Here is a 23,236-nt window from a genome sequence, read left to right on the forward strand (position 1 = left end):
GGCCGTGCTTGTCGCCACCTACAACATCCATCGCGGCCGCGCGCCGGGCGGGCTGCGCGACAGCCGCACGCTCATCCAGGGCGTCGTCGCCGAGATCGCGCCGGACCTGATCGCGCTGCAGGAGGCGCAGCCCTATTTCCGCCGCGGCACGCCCATGCTCGACGCCGCCGCCCTCGCCCGCGACCTCGACCTCTGCCCCCTGCCGATCGCGGAGCGGCCCGGCCACCAGGGCTGGCGCAGCAACGTGGTGCTGATCCGCCGCGGCACCCGCCTGCTGTCCCCGCCCCGCCCGCTCCGCCTCGGCGGGATGGAGCCGCGCGGCGCGGTCCTGGCCGAACTCGATGCCGGCTGGGGCCCCTTCCGCCTGATCGCCACCCATCTGAGCCTCGGTGGCGAGCGCCGCCGCCTGCAGGCCCGCGCCCTGCTGGCGGCGATCGAGGCCGGCCCCGCCATGCCGACGCTGCTGCTCGGCGACCTCAACGAATGGCGGCCGGGGGCCTCGGCGCTCGGCGTGCTGGCGCCGTTCTTCGGCACGCCGCCAGCGGCGCCGACCTTCCCGGCCTTCCACCCGGTCGCCTCGCTCGACCGGATCCTCGCCCATCCCCGCGCCCTGGTGCCGCGGGTCGAGGTGCATGACACGCCCCTCGCCCGCCGCGCCTCGGACCACCTGCCGCTCGTGGCGCGGCTGGACCTCTCCGCCCTCAGCCCAGCCGCCAGCGCCCCCGCTCCACCGTCGAGAAGAAGCGCGCCAGCTCCGCATTGAAGGCCGCCGGCTCCTCGAGGTTGATCGCATGGCCGGTGCGCGGGCACATCCAGAGCCCGGCATTCGGCAGCACCTTCTTCAGGAAGATGTTGGTCTCGATGCAGGGCCAGTCCTCGTCGCCCACGGCGAGCAGGGTCGGCACCTCCATCCGCCGCAGCTCGGCCTCCCAGTCGAGGATCGAGTCGCGCTCCCCCTGGTAGTGCTTCATCGTCAGCCCGGTGCCGAGGCCGGAATGCTCGGCGAGCCGCGCCATATAGGCGGCCCAGCCGCGCGGGTCCTTCTTCTTGAGCTGGATGCGCGTCGGCGCATGGCCCGTCTCCTCGGCCATGGCCCCTGGCCAGCCCTCGGCGATCAGCCGGTCGCCGCGCGCCGCGCATTGCGACCGGAACTCGGCCAGGTCGGCCCGTGGCGAGCCGGAGCCCGCCCCGGCCGGCACCAGCGAGACCGCCATCTCCGGGTGGCGGATGCCGAAGAGCAGCGCCGCGAAGCCGCCCATCGACAGTCCGACGACATGCGCCCGCGGGATGCCGAGATGCCGCAGCACCGCCGCCGCATCCGCCACCGCGAAATCCTGGCCATAGAGCTTCGGGCTCTCCGGCACCTCGGAGGGCGGGTAGCCGCGCGCCGCATAGGTGATGCAGCGGTACTCCCGCGAGAAGAACCGGACCTGGTCCTCCCATTCGCGGTGATCGGCGCCGAATTCATGGATGAAGAGGATCGGATGGCCGCTTCCGGCCTCCTCGTACCACAGGCGCGCGCCTTCGGCTTGGGCATAGGGCATCGGGCGTCTCCTTCCTTCCCAGGGCCGATCCTGCACCCTGCGCCGCGCGCGGCAAGGGCCGTGCGACGACTCAGCCGCCGCGCAGCAGGGCGGCGAGCGGCGCCTCGACCCCACCCACCACGCGGCCCCGCGGCGCGGCGAAGCTGCCGAGGCGCGGCTTGGGCAGGCCGAGCGCCACCATCATCTCCAGCAGCCGCACGCCGCAGGCGATGCCATCCAGCAGCGGCACCGGCGCCTCCGGCTGCAGCCGCGGCGCCATGCCGGCGAGCGCGGCCCCGCCCAGCACCACGGAATCCGCCCCCTGCCCGGCCAGGCTGGCGATCGCATCCTGGAGCTTGAGTGCGACGCCCGCCGGGTCCCGCACCGCATCCTGCGGCGTGGCATCGACACCGATGAGGCCCGCGAGCCGGCCGCTCAGCCCATGCTGGGCGATGCGCTCCCGGTAGGTCTCCGTTCCCCCGAAGGTGGCGAGGCCGAAGCGCCCGCCGGCGAGGCAGGCGGTGAGGCAGGCCGCCTCCGTCATCCCCACCACCGGGCAGGGCATGAGCTGCCGCGCCGCTTCCAGCGCGGTGTCGTGGCTGACGGCGAGCAGCACCGCATCCACCGCGCCCGCATGCCCGGCGAGGAGGGTGAGCAGCGCATGCCCGGCGATGACATTCTCCGCCCGCGTGGCGATGACCGCCGGGCCGAAGCGCGGCGTGGCCGGGATGATCTCGGTGCCCGGGCTGGCCGCCGCGCGGGCTGAGGCGGCGCAGAGTTCGGTGATGGCCTCGGTGGTGTTCGCATTGGCGACCAGGATGCGCATCGGGTCAGCCCCCGACCATCTGCGGTGCGGGGCCGGTGCCGAGGGCGCGCCGGAAAGCCTCGGGCAGCGAGCGTGGGCCCGGCCGCTCCAGCCAGAGCCGGCGCAGGCCGGGCGAGCCCGGGGCGATGCGCGTCCAGACCAGCCGTGGGTTGGTCAGCAGCAGGTCCCCGGCATGCAGCGGCAGGGCCAGGGCCTGGCCGGGCGCCTCCGCCATGGCCTCAAGCCCGGCCAGCGCGGCCGCCTGCCCGGCATCGAGCCCTGCCCCGGCCATCGCGGCCCGGTCGAGATGGCCGAGGAAGGCGCCATCGGCCGTGGTGAAGACCGGCAGCGCGGCGCCCTCGCCATAGGGGAGGTCGCGGTACAGCACGGCGAGGGCCGCGCGGTCCGCCTTCAGCAGCGTATTATGCAGGGCCGGGGCTGATACCAGCGCGACGGCACCCTCCGGCAGGGTGCCGAGGCAGAGCAGCGCCGCGGCATCGGCCGGATCGGCGCGGAAGCCGCGATTCCCGGCCGGGCCCGCCACCAGGGCGCCGGCGGCATCCTGCGGCAACGGGCGCCCCAGTTGCCGGCCGAGTGCCAGCAGGGCGGCATCCGGCTCCGCCACGCGGTCGAGGTTGAGGCCGCGGATCAGGCAGAAGCCCCGTCCCTCATCCAGCCGCTCGGCCACCTGCCGCAGCAGGGCGGCAAGCGGGCCGGCGGGGGGCGTATCGGGCTCCGCCAGCCCGGCCGCGACATCGGCCCCGACCGGCAGCATCCAATCGGCGGGGCTCAGGGCGGAACCGGCCCAGGCCGCGGGGCCGGCCTGGGGAACGAGGCGAGGGGGCGACGGGATCATGGCCGGAGCCTAGCACTCCGCCCCGGCTTTTGCTGCCTCACCCGTTGGGCCGCAGCACCTGGCGCAGCACGCTGCCCTCGGCCAGCCGGTCGAAGCCGGCATTGATCTCCTCGAGCGGCAACGTCCCGGATTTCAGCCGCCCGACCGGCAGCGCCCCGCGGCGGTAGAGGCCGAGGAAGCGCGGGATGTCCCGCTCCGGCACGCAGCTGCCCATGTAGCTGCCGAGGATGCTCTTCTCGTCCGAGACCAGCCCGGCATGCATGTAGGAGAAGTTGGCGCCCGTGGCCGGCAGCCCCGCGCTCACCACGCTGCCGCCGCGCGCGGTGATGGCATAGGCCAGCTCCATCGCCCGGATATTGCCCGCGGTCTCGATCACCGTGTCGACGCCGCCCTCCGTCGCGGCACGGATCTGCCCGGCGCAATCCGGCTCGGTCGCCAGGAAGGTGTCCGTCGCGCCCCATTGCCGGGCGAGCCCAAGCTTCTCGGCGCTGGTATCGACCGCGATGATGCGCTCCGCCCCGCCCGCGACGGCGGCGAAGAGCGCATTCATGCCGACGCCGCCGAGCCCGACCACCGCGATGGTGTCGCCCGCCCGCATCCCCGCCGTGTTCAGCACCGCGCCCGCGCCCGTCATCACCGCGCAGCCGAAGATCGCCGCATCATCCAGCGGGATTGAGCGGTCGATCCTCACCATCGACCGCCGCGCCACCACCGCATATTGCGCGAAGAGCGAGAGGCCGCTGCCGTGGTTGACGCTCTCGCCATTCAGCCGGCGAATGCGCCGGGCGCCCGAGATCAGCGTGCCGGCGCTGCGCGCGGCGAAGCCGCTCGGGCAGATATTCGGCCGGCCGCGGACGCATTGCCGGCAGACCCCGCAGGAGGAGACGAAGACCGTCACCACATGGTCGTCCGGCTTCAGGTCGGTGACGCCCTCGCCGCATTCGCGGACGATGCCCGCCCCCTCATGCCCGATGACGACCGGCAGCGGCCGCGGCCGGAGTCCCTCGATCGCCGAGAGGTCCGAGTGGCAGAGCCCGGCGGCGGCGATCTCGATCAGCACCTCGCCCGGCCCGGGTCCCTCGAGCTCCACCTCCTCGACCACCAGCGGTGTGCTGGCGGCATAGGGGCGTGGCTTGCCCGGCTCGAACAGGATGGCGGCCTGCATGCGCATGCGGTGATGCCTTATTCGATATGGATGCTGGCGATGCGGGCGACCTCGGTGTTCACCGCGATCTCCCGTGGGATGCGGGCGCGGAATTCCGCCGGCCCTTCCCCTTCGACCACGCCGCCCGATTCCTCCACGCGCGCGACGATGTCCGGCCGCCGCAGCAGCCCCTGCACATCGCCGACGATGCGGTCGATGATCGGCTGCGGCAATCCGGCCGGCGCGACGAAGCTGTACCAGGGCGAGGTGTCGCGGATCGGCACCCCCTGCTCCGCCATGGTCGGCACGTCGGGGAAGGCCTTGGTCCGCCGCGGCGCCGCGACGCCGATCGGCCGCAGCTTGCCGTCGCGGGCGAGCGCGATGGCACCGGACAGGGTGGAGAAGGTGATCGGCACCCGCCCGCCCATCACGTCCTGCAGGGCCGGCACCGCGCCGCGATAGGGCACATGGGTCAGCTCGATCCCCGCCGCGCGCATGAACATCTCGGTGGCGAAGTGGCCCGAGGTGGCGACGCCCGATGTCGCCGCCGCCATTCCCGGCCGGCGCCGTGCCGCCTCCACCACATCCGCCACGCCGCGATAGGGCTGGTCCGGCCCGGTGAAGAGCATGGTCGGCGAGGAGTAGATGATGACGAGCGGCGTGATGTCGCGGAAGGTGTCGTAGGGCAGGCGCGAGAAGACCGCCGGGTTGGTCGTCAGGTTGCTGGTGCAGAGCAGCAGCGTGTTGCCGTCGGGCGGCGATTTCGCCAGCGCCTCGGTGGCGATGGTCTGCGAGGCGCCGGGCCGGTTCTCGACCACCAGCGGCTGGCCCCAGAGCCCCTGCAAGGGTTCCTGCAGCAGCCGCGCGGCGAAGTCGGTCGGGCCGCCGGCCGGGAAGCCGACCAGGAGGCGGATCGGCCGGTCGGGCCAGGCGGGCTGGGCCCGCGCGGCGGAGGCCAGCATGGCCCCGGCGCCGGCGAGGATCCCTCGGCGATCGAGCATGGCGTTCCCTCGTTTCTGTTCCTTGCCCCGAGCATTCGCCCAGGGAACCGGCCCGTCAAGCAAGCCCCAGCGGGTCGGGACAATGGCCGCTGCGGCCCGCGACGGGGAGCGCGGCGTCCGCGTGGCTGTTGCCGTCCTCGCCCTCGCCGCCGCCACGATCCTCGTCAGACGCCTGGCCCAGCCGCCATGCGGCCATCCCCCGGAGCCGTGCGACCTCAGACGAGCAGTTCGACACCGCATTCGGCTGAGAGGCGGCGCAGCCCGGCCAGCACGGCGTCCGGCGGCGGACCGGCTGGCGTGACGGGTTCGGTTGCCTGGTCCACCGGCTCACCGAGCGAGGAGAAGAACGCCTCGTGCTGCCGACCGGGCGAGTTCAGGACCAGCATGGAGGCGATGCCGGGACCCGTATTGCGAAAGTGGTGCGGAGCGCCTGTCGGGATCGGGACGTAGTCGCCCGGCCCGACGTTCCGGGTCACGCCGTCCACGCTGAACTCGTAGCTGCCGGAGAGGATGTAGAAGGCTTCCTCGTCCTCCGGGTGCCGGTTGGGCGGGGCGCCGGCGCCCGGCGCCGATCGGCATTCGGACAGGAGGAACGCCGAGCCCTCGGATGGCCTGGCCCGGAAGGTCAGAACATTGCCGAACAGATGGTAGCTCGGTGCCGGGTCGGGCATCTGCATCTCCTGCGCTGTGCAACCTTCCACGCCATCGCTGCCGGGGCAACGCGGGGCCCGGGGTGACCTGACCGCGGAATGAAGCAATGATGCCTCCGGCGGATAACGGCAACAAGCTCCGCTCCTCCGGAAGGGAGACGCGAATGTCCACGGAACGGAACAAGCGGATCGTCCGTGACTTCATCGAGCAGGTCATCAACGAGGGCAGGCTCGATGCCGCGGGCGATTACTTCGCGGAGGATGTCGTGGAGCTCGAACCCTTCCCGGGACAGGGACCCGGCCTTTCAGGCGTGAAGGAGGTGCTGCGGGGCATGCGGGGCGCCTTTCCGGACATGCGCTGGACCGTGGAGGAGCAGATTGCCGAGGGCGACAAGGTGCTGACGCGCTTCGTCTGGACCGGAACGCACAAGGCCGCGTTCCTCGGCGTGCCCGCCACGCATCGCCAGGTGTCGGTCCGCGGCATGGTGATCGACCGGATCGAAGCCGTCAGGGTGAAGGACACGCGGATCCAGATGGATGTCTTCGGTCTCATGCAGCAAATCGCGTCATGAGCACGGGCATGCCGCAGCAACGAGGCGGCCAGCGCTCGATGGTGCCGGCCCGGCGCTGCGACGCGCTTCTGCTGCCGGGCGGCGTACGGGCCGCGGCCTGATCCGCGACGCGCATCATTCCCTGAGGAAGGGGTTGCGCACCCGCTCATGCCCGAGGGTCGAGCCCGGGCCATGGCCGCAGAGAAAGGCGATGTCGTCGCCGAGCGGCAGCAGCTTGCCATGGATGGCGGCCAGCAGGGCCTCGTGGTCGCCATAGGGGAAGTCGGTACGGCCGACCGAGCCGCGGAAGATCACGTCCCCGACCAGCGCCAGCCGCAGCCCCGGCTGCACGAAGACCACATGCCCCGGCGTATGGCCCGGGCAGTGCAGCACGCCGAATTCCTCGCCGGCGATGGCGACGCTCTCGCCCTCCGTCAGCCAGCGGTCCGGCACCAGGTTGCGCGCCGCCATGCCGTATTTCGCCGCCTGCGCCTCGAGCCCTTCCAGCAGGAATTCGTCGCGCCGGTCCGGCCCGATCACCGGCGGCGTGCCGGGCAGCGCCTCCTTCAGCTCCGCCGCCCCGCCGGCATGGTCCATATGGCCATGGGTGAGCAGGATGCTGTCGATCGAGAGCTTCAGCTCGCCGATGGCGGTGAGGATGCGGTCCACCTCCCCCCCAGGGTCGATGACGCTGCCGCGAAGGCTCGCCTCGTCCCAGAGCAGGGCGCAATTCTGCTGGAATGGCGTGACGGGGATGATGGCGGCTTTCAGCATCCCCGGAGCCTAGGCACCCGGCCCCATCGCGGCAAGCGGGCTGGACGCCGCTGCCCGTCCGCCGCAGCCTCGCCCCATGCCGGACTCGACACGCGGCGGCGCGCTCCCGCCCCGGGCCATTGGCCTGATGCTGTTCCTCTGCCTCGTCTGGGGCCTCAACCTCGTGGCGATCAAGCTCGGCAACCAGGGCATCCCGCCGGTGCTGCAGGCCGGACTGCGCTCGCTCATCGCGGCCGTGCTGCTGTTCGGCTGGTGCCGGTGGCGCCGCATCGGCTTCGGTGACTGGCAGCGGAACGGCACGCTGCTGCCGGGCATCGTGGCCGGGGTGCTCTTCGCGGTGGAATTCATCGCCGTCTATGTCGGAGTCGGCCTGACCACGGCCTCGCGCGGCGTCGTCTTCCTCTATGGCGCGCCCTTCTTCGTGGCGATCGGGGCGCATTGGCTGATCCCGGACGACCGGCTGACGCGGGCCAAGGCGATCGGCCTGCTGGTCGCCTTCAGCGGCCTGGTGCTGGCATTCCTCGAAGGGCTCTGGGCGCCGGGCGGCGAGCAGGCCCTGCTCGGCGACCTGCTTTGCGTGATCGGCGGCGCGCTCTGGGGCGCGACGACCGTATTGGTGAAGGCCTCCGCCCTGCGCCGGGCCCGGCCGATGCTGGTGCTGTTCTATCAGCTCGCCGTCTCCGCCCCGCTGCTGCTGCTGGCCTCGCCGCTGCTCGGCGAGCCCTTCCGGATCTCGCCCGAGCCGCTGGCGATCGGCGCGCTGATCTACCAGGCGGCCGGAATCGCCGGGGCCAGCTACGCGCTCTGGTTCTGGCTCGTCTCGCAATACTCCGCCTCGCGCCTGGCGGCCTTCAGCGTGCTGACGCCGATCTTCGGCGTGCTGGCTGGTGCCGTGCTGCTGGGCGAGCCGCTCGGCCAGCTCTTCGGGGTCGCGGTGGCCCTCGTCGTCTTCGGGCTCTGGCTGGTGAATCGACCTGCCCGCTGAGGCTGCAGGCTGCGATGAAACTTCGTCCATCTGCCTGAATTAGGGGCAATCTCAGATCGCGCCGGCGTGAACCCGGCCCCGATCGGCTGGCACGCATCTCGCAAAGACCTCTCCGCAACCCGGCACCCCAGGGGGGTGATGCGGCTGCCTGCCGCCAAGGCTGCACAGGCCCAAGGGCGTCCCCGCCCTGGGATTGAAGGCCAAGGTCTTAAAAGGAAGGAAAACTGGTGACCTCGACCTCTCCCATCCTCACGCGGCGCGCGGCGCTCGGCGGCCTCGGCGCCGCGCTGGCCATGCCCGCCCTCCGCCCCGCCTTCGGCCAGGGCACCCCGATCAAGGTCGGCGTGCTGCACTCCCTCTCCGGCACCATGGCGATCAGCGAGACCGCGCTGCGCGACACCGTGCTGATGATGGTCGACTGGGTGAACGCCAAGGGCGGCGTGATGGGCCGCAAGGTCGAGGCGGTGGTGGTCGACCCGGCCTCCAACTGGCCGCTCTTCGCCGAGAAGGCGCGCGAGCTGCTGCAGGTCCACAAGGTGGACGTGACCTTCGGCTGCTGGACCTCGGTCTCCCGCAAGTCCGTCCTCCCCGTCTTCGAGGAGCTGAACGGCATGCTCTTCTACCCCGTCCAGTATGAGGGCGAGGAGGAGAGCAAGAACATCTTCTACACCGGCGCCGCGCCGAACCAGCAGGCGATCCCGGCGGTCGAGTACCTGATGTCGAAGGATGGCGGCGAAGCGAAGCGCATTGCGCTCCTCGGCACCGACTACGTCTATCCGCGCACCACCAACCGCATCCTGCGCGGCTTCCTGAAGTCGAAGGGCATCGGCGATGCCGACATCATGGAGGAGTACACCCCCTTCGGCCACAGCGACTGGCAGGGCATCGTCGCCCGGGTGAAGCGCTTCGCCGGCGAGGGCAAGAAGACCGCCATCGTCTCCACCATCAACGGCGACGCCAACGTCCCCTTCTACCGCGAGCTCGGCAACCAGGGCATCAAGGCCGAGGACATCCCCTGCGTCGCCTTCTCGGTCGGCGAGGAGGAGCTGGCGGGCATCGACACCAAGCCGCTGGTCGGCCACCTGGCGGCGTGGAACTACTTCATGTCGGTCCCCGGCACGCCGAACACCGAGTTCAAGCAGCTCTGGCAGAGCTACATCAAGAACCCGAAGCGCGTCACCAACGACCCGATGGAGGCCACCTACACGGGCTTCCGCATGTGGACCCAGGCCGTCGAGCGGGCGAAGTCCACCAAGGTCGACGACGTGCGCGCCGCGATGATCGGCCAGAAGCTGATGGCCCCCTGCGGCTATGAGGAGGAGATGCTGCCGAACCATCACCTCTCGAAGCCCGTCCTCATCGGCGAGGTGCAGGAGGACGGCCAGTTCAACATCGTCTGGAAGACGCCGAACGCGGTGAAGGCCGAGAACTGGTCGCCCTTCATCCCCGAGAACGCGAACCGCCGCCGCTGAGCGTGACCACGGCGCCGGGCCTCCCCCGGCGCCGCCCATTCCTGAAAGTCGATATGAGACAGTTCCTCCTGGCCCTGGGCTTGCTGCTGTGGCTGGCGCTGCCGGCCAGGGCGCAGGATGCCTACACCGCCGCCCTGCCCGGCCTCGCCGGCAGCTTCGGCGACATCGCCACCTCGGTCGAGCAGCTCGGCGCGCTGGGCGACCCGCGCGCGCTGCCGCTGCTGCGCGCCCTGCAGGAGGGCAAGCTGCAGAAGACCGCCGATGGCCGCCTGCTGCTGCCCGGCCCCGTCGACGCCGCCACCGGCCAGCCAACGGACGCCGCCGGGGCGGAGACGGTGCGGCTCAACAACCGCGTGCGCCAGGCGCTCCGCGGCGCGCTCGGCCGGCTGCAGCTCGTCTCGCCCGACGCGGCGGAGCGGGCGACGGCGGCGGATGCGATCTTCCGCTCGCGCAGCGCCGAGGACGTGCCGCTGCTGCAGGCCGCCATCGCCCGCGAGGCGGATGCCGGGGTGAAGGCGCGGATGGAGCTGGCGCTCGCCGCCGCGCAGCTCGTTGCACCGGATGAGTCGGCCAAGCGCGACGCCATCGCCCGGCTCGGCGCCGCCGGCACGGTCGAGGCCCGCGCCCTGCTGATCGAGGCCCGCGCCGCCAACCCATCCATGGTGACGGCGATCGACGTCTCCATCGCCACCATCGACCGGGCGCTGTCGATCCGCCGCGCGGCGGAGACGCTGTTCCAGGGCCTCTCGCTCGGCTCCGTGCTGCTGCTGGCCGCGCTCGGCCTCGCCGTCACCTTCGGCGTCATGGGCGTCATCAACATGGCGCATGGCGAATTCGTCATGCTCGGCGCCTATGCGACCTTCGTCGTGCAGGAGGCCTGCCGCGGCATCCCTTGGCTGGCGCCCTGGTCGCTGCCGCTCTCCGTCCCCGCGGCCTTCCTCGTCGCCGCCGCGGCGGGCGCGGTGCTGGAGCGCGGCCTCATCCGCCACCTCTACGGCCGCCCGCTCGAGACGCTGCTGATGACCTTCGGCGTGGGGATGATCCTGCAGCAGGCGGTCCGCACCATCTTCGGCGCCCAGAACCGCGAGGTCACCTCGCCGGCCTGGATGCAGGGCACGCTGATGCTGCCGGGCGGCATCGCGGTGACGCAGAACCGTCTCTGGATCATCGTCTTCGGCATCGCCGTGCTGCTGCTGGTGATCGCCGCCATCCGCTTCACCCGCTTCGGCCTCGAGATGCGCGCCGTGGTGCAGAACCGCCGCATCGCCGCGACCATGGGCATCCGCACCGGCCGCGTCGATGCGCTGACCTTTGCGTTTGGTTCAGGCATCGCCGGCATGGCGGGCGTGGCGCTCAGCCAGATCGACAATGTCTCGCCCAATCTCGGCACCGGCTACATCATCGACAGCTTCATGGTCGTGGTCTTCGGTGGCGTCGGCTCGCTGGCCGGGACGCTCGTCGGCGCGCTGACGCTCGGCGTCGTCAACAAGGTGCTGGAACCCTATGCCGGCGCGGTGCTGGCCAAGGTCTTCGTCCTCGTCGCCATCATGCTGTTCATCCAGCGGCGGCCGCGAGGCCTCTTCGCACTCAAGGGCAGGGCGGCCGAATCATGAGCGCGTCCCTCGCCGTACCTGCGCCCGGCGGCTTCGGCCGGATGACCCTGCGGCTGGTGCTGATCGGCGCCGTGCTGATCCTCGCCCTGCTGCCGGCGCTGAACCGCCTGCCGGCGGACAGCGCGCTGCATGTCTCCGACTTCATCGTCAGCATCACCGGCAAGTGGATCACCTACGCCATCCTGGCTCTCGCCATCGACCTGGCCTGGGGCTATGCCGGCATCCTCTCGCTTGGCCATGGCGCCTTCTTCGCCCTCGGCGGCTACGCCATCGGCATGCATCTGATGCGGCTGATCGGCCCGCGCGGCGTCTATGGCCACCCCACCCTGCCGGATTTCATGGTCTTCCTCGGCTACCAGGAACTGCCCTGGTACTGGCTGGGCTTCGACCACTTCCCCTTCGCCATCCTGATGGCGATGCTGGTGCCGGGCCTGCTGGCCGGGGTGGTCGGCTTCCTGGCCTTCCGCAGCCGCATCACCGGCGTCTACCTATCCATCATCACCCAGGCGCTGACCTATGCGCTGATGCTCGCCTTCTTCCGCAACGACATGGGCTTCGGCGGCAACAACGGCTTCACCGACTTCAAGGAGCTGCTGGGGATGCCGCTGAACACCTCGGCGGCCCGCAGCACGCTGTTCTACGCCTCGCTCCTGCTGCTGCTCGGCGCGCTCTGGCTATGCTCCTGGGTCGCGCAGTCGAAGCTCGGGCGCGTGCTGGTCGCCATTCGCGACGCCGAGAGCCGGGTGCGCTTCCTCGGCTATGACGTGACGCGGCACAAGCTCTTCGTCTTCGTCCTCTCGGCGATGATCGCAGGTCTCGCCGGGGCGCTCTACGTGCCGCAGGTCGGCATCATCAACCCCGGCGAGTTCAGCCCGGGGAACAGCATCGAGGCGGTGATCTGGGTGGCGGTCGGCGGCCGCGGCACGCTCATCGGCGCGCTGCTCGGCGCCTTCTCGGTCAATGCGCTGAAGACCTGGCTGACCACCGTCGCGCCGGATCTCTGGCTCTTCGCCCTCGGCGGCCTCTTCGTCGCCGTCACCCTCTTCCTGCCGCGCGGCCTGATCGGCCTGTTCTCGAAGGCGCCCAGATGAGCGAGCCCGTCCTCTATCTCGACGGCGTCTCGGTCGTCTTCGATGGGTTCAAGGCGCTGAACAACCTCTCCCTCATCGTCGATGCGGGGGAGCTGCGGGCCATCATCGGCCCGAACGGCGCCGGCAAGACCACGATGATGGACGTCATCACGGGCAAGACGCGGCCGACCGCCGGCGTGGTGCGCTTCCGCGAGCATGACCTGACGCGGCTCGACGAGGCGACCATCGCCAATCTCGGCATCGGCCGGAAATTCCAGAAGCCGACCATGTTCGACGCGCTGACGGTGTTCGAGAACCTGGAGCTGGCGCTCAAGGCACCGCGCGGCCCCCTGGCCTGCCTGCGCTGGGTGCTCTCGGGCGAGGCCCGCCGGCGGATCGAATCCGTGATGGAGGAGGTCGGCCTCTCCGCCCGGGCAGGGGACCGCGCCGCCATCCTCAGCCATGGCCAGCGGCAATGGCTCGAGATCGGCATGCTGCTGATGCAGGACCCGGAGCTGCTGCTGGTCGATGAGCCGGTAGCGGGCATGACCGACCAGGAGACGGAGCACACCGCCGCCCTCCTCGTCCGCATCGCCGGCCAGCGCAGCGTCGTCGTGGTCGAGCACGACCTGGAATTCGTCCGTGCCCTCGGCAGCAAGGTGACGGTGCTCTGCGAGGGCACGATGCTCTCCGAGGGCAGCATCGACCATGTGCAGAACGACCCGCGGGTCATCGAAGTCTATCTGGGACGCTGACCCATGCTCCGTGTCGAGACCATCGACCTCTCCTACGGCGCCAGCCGCTGCCTGCGCAGCGTCTCGCTGGAGGCGGACCCCGGCCGCATCACCTGCGTGCTCGGGCGCAACGGCGTCGGCAAGTCCTCGCTGATGCGGGCGATCGTCGGGCTGGAGCGCATCCAGTCCGGCCGCATCCTGTGGGAAGGCCGGGACATCGCCGGCATGGCCCCGGCCGAGCGGGCCCGGGCCGGCATCGGCTACGTCCCTCAGGGCCGCGAGATCTTCCCCTTTCTCACCGTGCAGGAGAACCTCGAGACGGCGCTGGCCGCCGCGCCACGCGGCGCATCGGTGCCGGAGGAGGAGATCTTCACCCTCTTCCCTATCCTGAAGCAGTTCCTCAGGCGGCGCGGCGGCGACCTCTCGGGCGGGCAGCAGCAGCAGCTCGCCATCGCCCGCGCGCTGACGGCGCGGCCGCGGCTGCTGATCCTCGACGAGCCCACCGAGGGCATCCAGCCCTCCGTCATCAAGGACATCGCCCGCGTCATCCGCCACCTCGCGCGGGAGAAGAACTTCGCCGTGGTGCTGGTCGAGCAGTATTTCGAATTCGCCCGCGATCTGGCCGACCGCATCACCGTCATGGTGCGCGGCGAGGTGGCGCTGGGCGGCCGGGTCGAGGAGCTGGAGGACGAGGCCGTCCGCCGCCTACTGACCGTGTAGCCCGCCCCGCAGCACGACCGGGATCTTCATGTAGCGCACGCCATTGCTCTCAGCCGGCGGGAAGCGCCCGGCCCGCATGTTCACCTGGATCGAGGGCAGCAGCAGCACCGGCGGCGCCAGCTTCGCGTCCTTCGCCTCGCGCATGGCGACGAACTCATCCTCCGTCACCCCGTCCTTCACATGCGGGTTGCGGGCGCGCTGCTCGGCGACGGTGCTTTCCCAGGCGAAGTGCTCGCGGCCCGGCGCCTTGTAGTCATGCGCGGTGAAGATCCGCGTCGCGGGCGGCAGGTCGAGCAGCCGGCGGATGCTGCGCCAGAGCATGCGCGCATCGCCGCCCGGGAAGTCGCAGCGGGCGGTGCCGTAATCCGGCATGAAGAGCGTATCGCCGACGAAGGCGGCATCGCCGATGCGATAGGCGATGCAGGCCGGCGTGTGTCCCGGCACATGCAGCACCTCGACGGTCAGGCCACCGAGCGGGAAGCGGTCGCCATCGGCGAAGAGCCGGTCGAAATCGCCGCCATCGGGGGCGAGGTCCGCGGCATCGAAGACGGGGCGGAAGATCGCCTGGACATCGCGGATATGCTCGCCGATGCCGATCCGGGCGCCGCTGCGCGCCTTGATATAGGGCGCGGCCGTCAGGTGGTCGGCATGCACATGGGTCTCGAGCACCCAGGCCAGCCGCACCCCCTCCGCCTCGGCGGCGCGCAGGATGGCATCGGCGCCGCCGGTATCGGCGGTCCCGCCACGGTTGTCCCAGTCGAGCACCGGGTCGATGACGGCGCCTTCCAGGCTCGCCGGGTCCCAGACCAGGTAGCTGACCGTATTGGTCGCGTCATCGAAGAAGGCCCGGATCGCCGGGCCGGACGTCTCCGCCATGACATCCCCCTGTGCTGCCGGGGCAGCATGCGGGATCGGCGCTGAAATGTCAGCCTGGAAGGTCCCGGTCGGCCATGCCGATGCCGCGCTGCATGAAGACGAGATCCACCCAGCGGCCGAACTTCACCCCGGCCGATTTCAGCACCCCCGCCTGGCGGAAGCCGAGCGAGACATGCAGGCCGATGGAGCCGACATTGTCGCTGTCACCGATGAGGGCGAACATCTGGCGGAAGCCGGCCTCGGCGGCACGCTCCAGCAGCGCGGCCACCAGCGCCTTGCCCACGCCCTGGCCGCGCACGTCGTTGCGGACATAGATGCTGTCCTCCGCCGTATAGCGATAGGCGGAGCGGTCGCGGAACTGGGCGTAATAGGCAAAGCCGATGATGCCCTGTCCCTCACCCTGCTCGGCCTCGGCGACCAGCCAGGCCCAGCCCTCGCCCTGAACATGGCGCAGGCGCCGGGCCATCTCCTCCTGGTCGGGCGGCACCTCCTCGAAGGTGCCGGCGCCATGCTCGACATGATGGGCATAGATGGCGGTGATGGCCGGGAGGTCGTCTGGGCCGGCATCACGGATGATCATGCGGCAATCCCTGGCATCTGGAGGCGGTTCCGGCCCCGTCCTAACCGCCATGGGCGACGGGGACAAGCGGAACGGTCCACCAGCCCCTCAGACCGGCAGGCCGAGTTCCGCCGCGAGGCGCTCCGCGAGGTCCAGCAGGGCACGGTCCCGCCCCGCCGCGGCCACCAGGGAGAGGCCGACCGGCGCCCCCTCGGCCCGGCCGACCGGCAGGCTGACCTCCGGCAGGCCGGCGAGGCCGGCGATGGCGGTGACGCCCATGCTGCGCTCCCGCACGGCATTCTGCTCCGCCTGGCTCGCCTCGAGCTTCGGCGCCGGCACCGGCGAGGTCGGGTAGACGAGGACGGCCCCGCCGGCCAGCAGGGCCCGCATCCGGGCCTGGAAGCCGCGGCGGAAGGCCCGGCCGGCGGCCGCCTTGGCGGGGTCCATCGCGCGGGCGGCGGCGAAGCGCTCCTTCACCCCCGGGCCGAATTCGGGCCCCACCGCCTCCACCCAGGAGCCGAGCGTGGCCCAGGCCTCCTCCGCCTGGGCGCAGCGGAAATGCTCGTAGAGCGCATCCAGCCCCTCCGGCGCGACATCGACCCGCAGCGCCCGGCCGAACAGCCGCTCCAGCACCAGCATCGGCTCCGCCAATGCGACGACGGTGGCCGGCACGGCATTGATCCAGGCATCGTCCACCTTCAGCAGCGGCCCAAGGCCGGGGCCCGCCCCATCCTCCGGCAGCAGCACCTGCCCGACGCGGGCGAGGACGGAGGCACGGGCGGCGAACCAGCCGGGCGTGTCGAAGCTCGGCCCGAGGCCGCGGGCGCCGGCGAGGCTGATGGCGCCCCAGCTCGGCCGGATGCCGAAGACGCCACAATAGCTGGCCGGGATGCGGACCGAGCCGCCGGTATCGGACCCCATGGAGAAATCGACCAGGCCCGCCGCCACCGCCGCGGCCGAGCCGCAGGAGGAGCCGCCGGGAAAGCGGTCCGGCGCCGCCGGGTTCACCGGCGTGCCATACCAGACATTCTCGCCCGTCAGCCCGTAGGCGAGCTCGACGGTCTTGGTCTTGCCGCGCAGGCTGGCACCCGCCTGCAGCAGGGATTGCACCACCGGCGCGGTCGCCGCCGCGGGCGGGTTGGTGCGGGCCCAGTCCGGGTTGCCGTAGCCGGTCGGGCTGCCGGCGACGTCGTAGAGATCCTTCACCGCGAAACCGAGGCCGGCGAGCGGCCCGTCCGGCGCGCCGGCGATCTCCAGCCGGGGGCCGGGCATGAAGGGGCCGTCACGGTCGGTCATGGCATCCGGCATGCTGGTCGCCTCGGTCTGCTGGCCTGTTGCGCGATGATCCTGCCCTGCCGGCGGCTTCACGGCAAAGATCAATCTGCCCCGCGCATGGCAGGCCTCTCGCTACGGCTGTTGCACTTTTCGCCGCAGCGCAGCATGTAGCCTTGCCATGGATGCCATCGCTCCCCGCCCCAAGCCCGCCATCCCGCCCGCCTTCAATGGGGAGACGGTGACCTGGGTCCATCACTGGACCGACAGCCAGTTCTCCTTCCGCTGCACGCGGGATCCGGGCCTGCGCTTCGTCGCCGGCCAGTTCGCCATGATCGGGCTGATGGTCGATGGCAAGCCGCTGGTGCGGGCCTATTCCATCGTCAGCCCGCCCTGGGACGAGGAGCTCGAATTCCTCTCCATCAAGGTGCAGAACGGGCCGCTGACCTCCCGCCTGCAGCATATCCAGCCCGGCGACACGGTGCTGATCGGCAAGAAGCCAACAGGCACGCTGCTCACCGAGAACCTGCTGCCGGGCAAGACCCTCTGGCTGCTGGCGACCGGGACCGGCCTCGCCCCCTTCATGTCCCTGATCCGCGAGCCGGATGTCTATGAGCGCTACGAGCATGTCGTGGTCGCTCATACGGTGCGCGAGGTGAAGGAGCTGGCCTACCGGCAGTACATCTCCGAGGAGCTGCCGCGGCACGAATTCCTCGGCGAGATCCTGGCCGGCAAGCTGCTCTACTACCCGAGCGTGACGCGGGAGCCCTTCATCACCCAGGGCCGGATCACCGACCTGATCGAATCCGGCAGGATCTTCACCGATCTCGGCCTGCCGCCGCTCTCGCCGGAGCGCGACCGGGTGATGCTCTGTGGCTCCGAGGCGATGAATGCCGATGTGAAGGCGATGCTGGAGGCGCGGGGCTTCACCGAAGGCTCGAACAGCGAGCCCGGCAGCTATGTGCTCGAGAAGGCCTTCGTCACGAAATAGCTGGGCGCCGTCGCTCACCGGCCACAAAATGGTGGCAATCGATCCGCACGCGGCGCTTTTCTGAATTTTCGGCAATAATCCGGCAATAAGGCTGGGCGCCGCCAAGCATGCCGCGATTGCGCGCCATCGGCTCCGGCCAAAGCGGCACCAAGCTGCTCGGGCGCCCGCTTGGCCGGTTCCGCTGCCCCTCCTGCCCCATGCCGCATGCCATCCTCCATCCCGCCCGGCTCCCGTAGGCCGCAGATGCGGATGGATTCTTGCGCCGAGCTAAATATATCGTAATCTTGTTAATAGTTGAGGTCCGGCCGCGGCTTCCGGAGATTGCGTTGCAGGGGGAGAACGGCAGGCCAGTTCGGCCTCCGTTTGCCCGTGGACGCGAACCCGATGCCGGAAGGCGGGGGGAAAGGGCAGGAAATGAGCGCGCATACCGCAGCAACGACCACCGGCGCCAAGGTGCCGCCGATGACGAAGGAGGAACGGAAGGTCATCCTGGCCTCCTCCCTCGGTACCGTCTTCGAGTGGTACGACTTCTACCTCTTCGGCTCGCTGGCCGCCGTCATTGGGGCGAATTTCTTCAACCCGCTGGGCGCCGATGGCCAGCCCATGTTCAACGAGGCGACGCGCAACATCTTCGCCCTGCTGGCCTTCGCCGCGGGCTTCCTGGTGCGGCCCTTCGGCGCCCTGGTCTTCGGCCGGCTCGGCGACCTGGTCGGGCGGAAATACACCTTCCTCGTCACCATCCTCATCATGGGTGGCAGCACCTTCATCGTCGGCATCCTGCCCACCTCGGCCAGCATCGGCATCTCGGCGGCCGTGATCCTCATCATCCTCCGCATGCTCCAGGGCCTGGCGCTCGGCGGCGAGTATGGCGGGGCCGCGACCTATGTGGCGGAGCACGCGCCGAACGGGCGGCGGGGCTTCTACACCTCCTTCATCCAGATCACGGCGACGGCGGGCCTGTTCCTCTCGCTGCTGGTGATCCTCTTCACCCAGCTCGCCCTGGGCGACGAGGCCTTCCGGGCCTGGGGCTGGCGCATCCCCTTCCTCGTCTCCATCGCCCTCCTCGGCATCTCCGTCTGGATCCGGCTGCAGATGGAGGAGAGCCCGGCCTTCAAGAAGATGAAGGCCGAGGGCACCGGCTCCAAGGCGCCGCTGAGCGAGGCCTTCGGCCAGTGGAAGAACGCCAAGGTGGCGCTGTTCGCGCTGCTCGGCCTCGTCATGGGCCAGGCGGTGGTCTGGTACACCGGCCAGTTCTACGCCCTGTTCTTCATGGGCAGCGTGCTGAAGGTTGATGGCTTCACCACCAACATGCTGATCGCCTGGTCGCTGCTGCTGGGCTCGGGCGGTTTCGTGCTCTTCGGCTGGCTCTCCGACAAGATCGGCCGCAAGCCGATTATCCTCGGTGGCTGCCTGCTCGCGGCGCTGACCTATTTCCCGCTCTTCAAGCTGCTGAGCGCGGAGGCCAACCCGGCCCTGCACAAGGCGCATTCGGAGATCTCGGTCCAGATCGTGACCGACAAGAGCACCTGCTCCTTCCAGTTCAACCCGACCGGCACGGCGAAATTCACCGAGCCCTGCGACCTCGCCAAGGCGGCGCTGGCCCGCGCCTCGGTCAACTACACCGTCGAGGAGGCGGCACCCGGCACGCCGGCCGCCGTCCGCATCCAGGGTGGGCAGCTGCTCCAGGCCAACTCGCCGACCTTCGCCCGTGACCTCGGCGCGGCGCTGACGGCTGCGGGCTACCCGGCCGCCTCCAACCCGACCGTCGTGAAGATGTCGAACCCCTTCGACATCTTCCGCGAGCAGCCGGCGGTGCTGATCGGCGTGCTGACCATCCTGGTGATCTACGTCACCATGGTCTACGGCCCGATCGCCGCGGCGCTGGTCGAGCTCTTCCCGACCCGCATCCGCTACACCTCCATGTCGCTGCCCTACCATATCGGCAATGGCTGGTTCGGCGGGCTGCTGCCGGCGACGAGCTTCGCCATGATCGCGCAGACCGGCGACGTCTATTACGGGTTGTGGTACCCGATCGTGATCGCGGGGCTGACCGTCGTCATCGGCGCCTTCTTCGTGCCGGAGACCAAGAACCGCGACATCTTCAACGACGCGTCCTCCGCCCAGCGCTGACCGGCGCGACGGGCTTCCGCCAGGGGCGCCGGGGGTATTCCCCGGCGCCCTTTTTCATGCCGCTTGCCGACGGACGGATGGCTTGCGAGGCTCCGTCCAAACGGGGAGCGAAACCATGCAGGGCTATGACGCGACCTATGCCGCCTGGCGGGCCGACCCGGAGGGGTACTGGCGCGAGGCGGCGCGCGGGATCGACTGGGAGCGGGCACCGGCCGCCATCTTCGACCCCAAGGCCGGGGTCTACGGACGCTGGTTCCCGGATGCGCGCCTGAACACCTGCCACAATGCGCTCGACCGCCATGTCGCGGCCGGGCGCGGTGCCCAGCCGGCGCTGCATTACGACAGCCCGGTGACGGGGCGGAGCAGGAGCTTCACCTATGACGAGCTGCTCGCGCGCGTGGCGAAGCTCGCCGGCGCGCTGGCGGCGCGCGGCATCGCCGCCGGCGACCGCGTCGTCATCTACCTGCCCATGGTGCCGGAGGCGGCGATCGCCATGCTGGCCTGCGCCCGGCTCGGCGCGGTGCATTCCGTCGTCTTCGGCGGCTTCGCGGCGGCCGAGCTCGCGGCACGCATCGCCGATGCACGACCCAAGCTCGTCATCTCCGCCTCCTGCGGGATCGAACCGGGGCGCGTCGTCGCCTACAAGCCGCTGCTCGATGCCGCGATCGGCCTCTCGCCGCACAAGCCGGACCATTGCCTGATCCTGCGCCGGCCGGAGCTCGACTGCACCCTCACCCCCGGCCGCGACGAGGACCTGCTGGAGGCCGAGGCCGCCGCCACGCCGCATCCCTGCGTGCCGGTCGCCGCGACCGACCCGCTCTACATCCTCTACACCAGCGGCACCACGGGGAAGCCCAAGGGTGTCGTCCGCGACAACGGGGGCCATGCGGTGGCCCTGCACAATTCCATGCGTATGCTCTACGGCCTCGGCGCCGGCGACGTGATGTTCACCGCCTCCGATGTCGGCTGGGTCGTCGGCCACTCCTACATCGTCTATGCGCCGCTGCTCGCGGGGGCGACCACGGTGCTCTATGAGGGCAAGCCGGTCGGAACGCCGGATGCCTCCGCCTTCTGGCGGGTCTGCGCGCAGTACCGGGTGACGGCCATGTTCACCGCGCCGACCGCGATGCGCGCCATCAAGCGCGAGGACCCGGAGGGGCGGCTGATGGCCGGGCACGACCTCTCCGCGCTGCAGGCCCTCTTCCTTGCCGGCGAGCGCTGCGACCCGCCGACCGCCGAATGGGCCGCCGGCCTGCTCCGCCGCCCGGTGATCGACCATTGGTGGCAGACCGAGACGGGCTGGGCGATCACCGGCAATTTCCGCGGCCTCGGCCTGTTCGAGCCGCGCTTCGGCAGCGGCGGCAAGCCCTCGCCCGGCTACGAGGTGGCGGCGCTCGACGATGCCGGCCAGCCCCAGCCGCCGGGCGAGACGGGCACGCTCGCCATCCGCCTGCCGATGCCGCCCGGCTGCCTGCCGACCCTCTGGCAGGCCGACGACCGCTGCCGCGAGGCCTATCTCGAGGCCTTCCCCGGCTGGTACAACACCTCCGACGCCGGCGTCATCGATGCCGATGGCTATGTCTCCGTCATGTCCCGCACCGACGACATCATCAACGTCGCCGGCCACCGCCTCAGCACCGGGGCGATGGAGGAGGTGCTGGCGGGCCACCCGGATGTCGCCGAATGCGCCGTGCTCGGGGTGAAGGACAGCCTGAAGGGCCAGGTCCCGCTCGGCCTCGTCGTGCTGAAATCCGGCGTGGCCCGGCCCGAGGCCGATCTGGCGCGGGAGCTGGTGGCGCTGGTGCGCGAGCGGATCGGCCCCGTCGCCGCCTTCAAGGATGCGAAGGTGGTGACGCGCCTGCCGAAGACGCGCAGCGGCAAGATCCTGCGCGCGACGCTCCGCAAGATCGCCGATGGCGAAAGCTATGCCGTGCCGCCCACCATCGACGACCCGGCCATCCTCGAGGAGATGCAGGCGAGCCTCGGGCGATAGGGTGAAAACCCAATCACGCGCCGCGCAACAGGACTGAAGGCCTGGATTGGGTCGCCTGCCGCGGCAGCCTTCCTGGCGGGGCGGTGGGGTGCCTACCCCGCCCCCTGAGCCTTCCGCACCTCGTCAAGCACCGCCTCATGTGTCGCCAGTATCCGCCGCAGCGTAGGTTTGCCTTTGTCGCTCGCCTCGGCGATGCCCTCGTGCATTTCCTCGATCCCGGTCGTCATCTGCTCGGCCAGGCCGGAGAGCCGCTCCTGTAGCTGCTCGCCATCGTCCTTGAGTTCAGCCGTCCAGATCGCCAGGACGCGGGAGAATTCGGCGGCAGCGCGGGCAGGTGGGACGCCCGCTTGCAGGAGCTTGATGAGTGGGGCCAGGTCGGCCGCAGGGGAGCGAGACATGCTTGGGTAAGTAGGTAAGTGGACCGTGGGTCGCTAGACACATGGAGCTGCTTTGGGTCGAGAGCAGCCCTCCTGATGGGGTTTTCGCCCGGGAAGTCACCAAACCAGAGCGGATTGCCAAGGCGGCGTCGGGCCGTTATAGGAATCTTCGCCCAATGCCGCTTCGCGCCCAACTCCCCGAAACCCCCGCCTCAACCCCTCAAACGCTAAAATTCGGGGCTGGCCCTTAATGCTTTCAACGGCTTGGCAGGCGCCACCTCAAGCGAATTGAGGTGGTTTGAACCTTTCAATTCGGCTTTCAGGCGCCTGGCATCGCCTGGGACAGCCGCCCGCCCTGCCGCACCGGCTCCACGCGCGTGGCCAGCCCCGTCGCGTCATCCGTCTCGATGAACAGGCCACAGAGGGTGGCCGCCCCCTCGGCCGGGGCCAGCTTCTCGCCCGGCATCTTGCGCCAGAAGCGCAGGGCCGCGCCGCCCTTCTGCATGCCGATGACGCTGTCATAGTCGCCGCACATGCCGGCATCGGTCTGGTAGGCGGTGCCGCCGGGCAGGATCTGGTGATCCGCCGTCGGCGTATGGGTATGGGTGCCGACGATCAGGCTGGCGAGCCCGTCGAAGCTGTGGCCGAAGGCGTATTTCTCGCTCGTCGCCTCGGCATGCACGTCGATCACCGCCGCCTGGATGGTCTGGCCGAGGCGGTGCCTCTGCAGCTCGGCCTGGACGGCGCGGAACGGGTCGTCCAGCGGGTCCATGAAGAGACGGCCCATGACATTCACCACCAGCGCGCGCCGGTTGCCGGGCACATCCACCACCACGGCGCCGCGCCCCGGCGTGCCGGGCGGGAAATTCACCGGGCGGATGACGCGCGGCTCCGTCTCCAGAAAGGGGATGATCTCCTTCCGGTCCCAGGCATGGTTGCCGAGGGTGATCACATCCGCGCCGGCGGCGAGGAAGGCGCGCGCCATGTCGGGGGCAAGGCCGAAGCCGTGGCTGGCATTCTCGCCATTCACCACGACGAGGTCGGCCCGGAGCGTGGCACGGAGGCTGGGGAGATGGCTGGTGAGCGCGTCGCGCCCGCTGCGGCCGACGACATCACCGAGGAAGAGGATTCTCAACCGTT

Annotated in this window: 24 protein-coding genes; 11 read left to right on the forward strand and 13 right to left on the reverse strand. The window is 70.5% G+C overall.

Going from position 1 to position 23,236, the window contains the following annotated elements:
* Nucleotides 1-4 precede the first annotated feature (4 nt).
* On the forward strand, nucleotides 5-763 hold the full coding sequence (locus BLR02_RS17630; protein WP_176849647.1) for an endonuclease/exonuclease/phosphatase family protein: 759 nt from the start codon (nucleotides 5-7) through the stop codon (nucleotides 761-763).
* Here BLR02_RS17630 and BLR02_RS17635 read toward each other — a convergent pair.
* The 6 genes from BLR02_RS17635 to BLR02_RS17660 all read right to left on the reverse strand — a co-directional run bounded on the left by BLR02_RS17635 (nucleotide 702) and on the right by BLR02_RS17660 (nucleotide 6,000).
* On the reverse strand, nucleotides 702-1,544 hold the full coding sequence (locus BLR02_RS17635) for an alpha/beta fold hydrolase (protein ID WP_090565248.1): 843 nt from the start codon (nucleotides 1,542-1,544) through the stop codon (nucleotides 702-704). The two genes, BLR02_RS17630 and BLR02_RS17635, sit on opposite strands and share 62 nt — an antisense overlap.
* 70 nt (nucleotides 1,545-1,614) lie before the next feature.
* Nucleotides 1,615-2,349 (reverse strand): aspartate/glutamate racemase family protein, encoded by a 735-nt coding sequence (locus tag BLR02_RS17640; protein WP_090664119.1) that lies wholly within the window; start codon nucleotides 2,347-2,349, stop codon nucleotides 1,615-1,617.
* 4 nt (nucleotides 2,350-2,353) lie between these two features.
* Nucleotides 2,354-3,184 carry a hypothetical protein gene (locus BLR02_RS17645; RefSeq protein WP_143018180.1) on the reverse strand — a complete coding sequence of 277 codons (831 nt, stop codon included), beginning with the start codon at nucleotides 3,182-3,184 and terminating at the stop codon, nucleotides 2,354-2,356.
* Nucleotides 3,185-3,221: 37 nt separating this feature from the next.
* Nucleotides 3,222-4,355 carry a zinc-dependent alcohol dehydrogenase family protein gene (locus tag BLR02_RS17650; RefSeq protein ID WP_090565243.1) on the reverse strand — a complete coding sequence of 378 codons (1,134 nt, stop codon included), beginning with the start codon at nucleotides 4,353-4,355 and terminating at the stop codon, nucleotides 3,222-3,224.
* Nucleotides 4,356-4,366: 11 nt separating this feature from the next.
* A complete protein-coding gene (locus BLR02_RS17655) occupies nucleotides 4,367-5,329 on the reverse strand; it encodes a Bug family tripartite tricarboxylate transporter substrate binding protein (RefSeq protein WP_176849648.1) in 963 nt (320 codons plus the stop codon).
* Nucleotides 5,330-5,544: 215 nt separating this feature from the next.
* On the reverse strand, nucleotides 5,545-6,000 hold the full coding sequence (locus tag BLR02_RS17660; RefSeq protein WP_176849649.1) for a cupin domain-containing protein: 456 nt from the start codon (nucleotides 5,998-6,000) through the stop codon (nucleotides 5,545-5,547).
* Between the two features lie 143 nt (nucleotides 6,001-6,143).
* On the opposite strand from BLR02_RS17660, the gene BLR02_RS17665 reads away from it, so the two are divergent.
* On the forward strand, nucleotides 6,144-6,551 hold the full coding sequence (locus BLR02_RS17665; protein ID WP_176849650.1) for an ester cyclase: 408 nt from the start codon (nucleotides 6,144-6,146) through the stop codon (nucleotides 6,549-6,551).
* A gap of 114 nt (nucleotides 6,552-6,665) precedes the next feature.
* Here the strand turns inward: BLR02_RS17665 and BLR02_RS17670 are convergent, their stop codons facing one another.
* Nucleotides 6,666-7,304, reverse strand: a complete 639-nt coding sequence (locus tag BLR02_RS17670; protein ID WP_090664124.1) for an MBL fold metallo-hydrolase — start codon at nucleotides 7,302-7,304, stop codon at nucleotides 6,666-6,668.
* A 76-nt stretch (nucleotides 7,305-7,380) separates the two neighbouring features.
* On the opposite strand from BLR02_RS17670, the gene BLR02_RS17675 reads away from it, so the two are divergent.
* The 6 genes from BLR02_RS17675 to urtE all read left to right on the forward strand — a co-directional run bounded on the left by BLR02_RS17675 (nucleotide 7,381) and on the right by urtE (nucleotide 13,898).
* Complete coding sequence (locus BLR02_RS17675; protein WP_090565233.1) at nucleotides 7,381-8,289, forward strand: DMT family transporter; 909 nt, start codon at nucleotides 7,381-7,383, stop codon at nucleotides 8,287-8,289.
* A gap of 227 nt (nucleotides 8,290-8,516) precedes the next feature.
* Nucleotides 8,517-9,761 carry an urea ABC transporter substrate-binding protein gene (gene urtA, locus BLR02_RS17680; RefSeq protein WP_218127984.1) on the forward strand — a complete coding sequence of 415 codons (1,245 nt, stop codon included), beginning with the start codon at nucleotides 8,517-8,519 and terminating at the stop codon, nucleotides 9,759-9,761.
* A gap of 53 nt (nucleotides 9,762-9,814) precedes the next feature.
* Nucleotides 9,815-11,374: an urea ABC transporter permease subunit UrtB gene (gene urtB / locus BLR02_RS17685; protein ID WP_090664125.1), complete on the forward strand. Its 1,560-nt coding sequence runs from the start codon at nucleotides 9,815-9,817 to the stop codon at nucleotides 11,372-11,374.
* Complete coding sequence (gene urtC, locus BLR02_RS17690; RefSeq protein WP_090664126.1) at nucleotides 11,371-12,465, forward strand: urea ABC transporter permease subunit UrtC; 1,095 nt, start codon at nucleotides 11,371-11,373, stop codon at nucleotides 12,463-12,465. The genes urtB and urtC overlap by 4 nt, the downstream gene beginning before the upstream one ends.
* Nucleotides 12,462-13,199 carry an urea ABC transporter ATP-binding protein UrtD gene (gene urtD, locus BLR02_RS17695; RefSeq protein ID WP_090664127.1) on the forward strand — a complete coding sequence of 246 codons (738 nt, stop codon included), beginning with the start codon at nucleotides 12,462-12,464 and terminating at the stop codon, nucleotides 13,197-13,199. Before urtC ends, urtD begins: the two co-directional genes overlap by 4 nt.
* A 3-nt stretch (nucleotides 13,200-13,202) precedes the next feature.
* On the forward strand, nucleotides 13,203-13,898 hold the full coding sequence (gene urtE, locus BLR02_RS17700) for an urea ABC transporter ATP-binding subunit UrtE (RefSeq protein ID WP_090664128.1): 696 nt from the start codon (nucleotides 13,203-13,205) through the stop codon (nucleotides 13,896-13,898).
* Here the strand turns inward: urtE and BLR02_RS17705 are convergent.
* From BLR02_RS17705 to BLR02_RS17715, 3 genes are all read right to left on the reverse strand, one after another.
* The gene (locus BLR02_RS17705) at nucleotides 13,884-14,774 is read right to left on the reverse strand and encodes an MBL fold metallo-hydrolase (RefSeq protein WP_090664129.1); all 891 of its coding nucleotides are present in this window, start codon (nucleotides 14,772-14,774) and stop codon (nucleotides 13,884-13,886) included. The genes urtE and BLR02_RS17705 overlap by 15 nt on opposite strands.
* Nucleotides 14,775-14,823: 49 nt before the next feature.
* Nucleotides 14,824-15,354, reverse strand: coding sequence for a GNAT family N-acetyltransferase (locus BLR02_RS17710; RefSeq protein WP_090565221.1), 531 nt, complete (start codon nucleotides 15,352-15,354; stop codon nucleotides 14,824-14,826).
* A gap of 87 nt (nucleotides 15,355-15,441) precedes the next feature.
* Entirely contained in the window at nucleotides 15,442-16,629 is a 1,188-nt protein-coding gene (locus tag BLR02_RS17715; protein WP_245704838.1) for an amidase, read from the reverse strand.
* Between the two features lie 157 nt (nucleotides 16,630-16,786).
* Here BLR02_RS17715 and BLR02_RS17720 point away from each other — a divergent pair, with 157 nt between their 5' ends.
* A complete protein-coding gene (locus BLR02_RS17720) occupies nucleotides 16,787-17,596 on the forward strand; it encodes a ferredoxin--NADP reductase (RefSeq protein ID WP_090565219.1) in 810 nt (269 codons plus the stop codon).
* Here the strand turns inward: BLR02_RS17720 and BLR02_RS29575 are convergent.
* Complete coding sequence (locus BLR02_RS29575) at nucleotides 17,586-17,723, reverse strand: hypothetical protein (RefSeq protein WP_176849651.1); 138 nt, start codon at nucleotides 17,721-17,723, stop codon at nucleotides 17,586-17,588. The two genes, BLR02_RS17720 and BLR02_RS29575, sit on opposite strands and share 11 nt — an antisense overlap.
* Nucleotides 17,724-18,010: 287 nt before the next feature.
* Between BLR02_RS29575 and BLR02_RS17725 the strand changes: the two genes are divergently transcribed.
* A complete protein-coding gene (locus BLR02_RS17725; RefSeq protein ID WP_245704839.1) occupies nucleotides 18,011-19,726 on the forward strand; it encodes an MFS transporter in 1,716 nt (571 codons plus the stop codon).
* Nucleotides 19,727-19,841: 115 nt separating this feature from the next.
* Nucleotides 19,842-21,719, forward strand: coding sequence for an AMP-binding protein (locus tag BLR02_RS17730; protein ID WP_090664130.1), 1,878 nt, complete (start codon nucleotides 19,842-19,844; stop codon nucleotides 21,717-21,719).
* Between the two features lie 92 nt (nucleotides 21,720-21,811).
* Here BLR02_RS17730 and BLR02_RS17735 read toward each other — a convergent pair whose 3' ends face one another.
* On the reverse strand, nucleotides 21,812-22,117 hold the full coding sequence (locus BLR02_RS17735; RefSeq protein ID WP_043833271.1) for a hypothetical protein: 306 nt from the start codon (nucleotides 22,115-22,117) through the stop codon (nucleotides 21,812-21,814).
* Between the two features lie 298 nt (nucleotides 22,118-22,415).
* Nucleotides 22,416-23,231: a TIGR00282 family metallophosphoesterase gene (locus BLR02_RS17740; RefSeq protein ID WP_090565215.1), complete on the reverse strand. Its 816-nt coding sequence runs from the start codon at nucleotides 23,229-23,231 to the stop codon at nucleotides 22,416-22,418.
* Nucleotides 23,232-23,236: the final 5 nt, after the last annotated feature.

The organism is Belnapia rosea, from assembly GCF_900101615.1.
GTDB lineage: Bacteria > Pseudomonadota > Alphaproteobacteria > Acetobacterales > Acetobacteraceae > Belnapia > Belnapia rosea.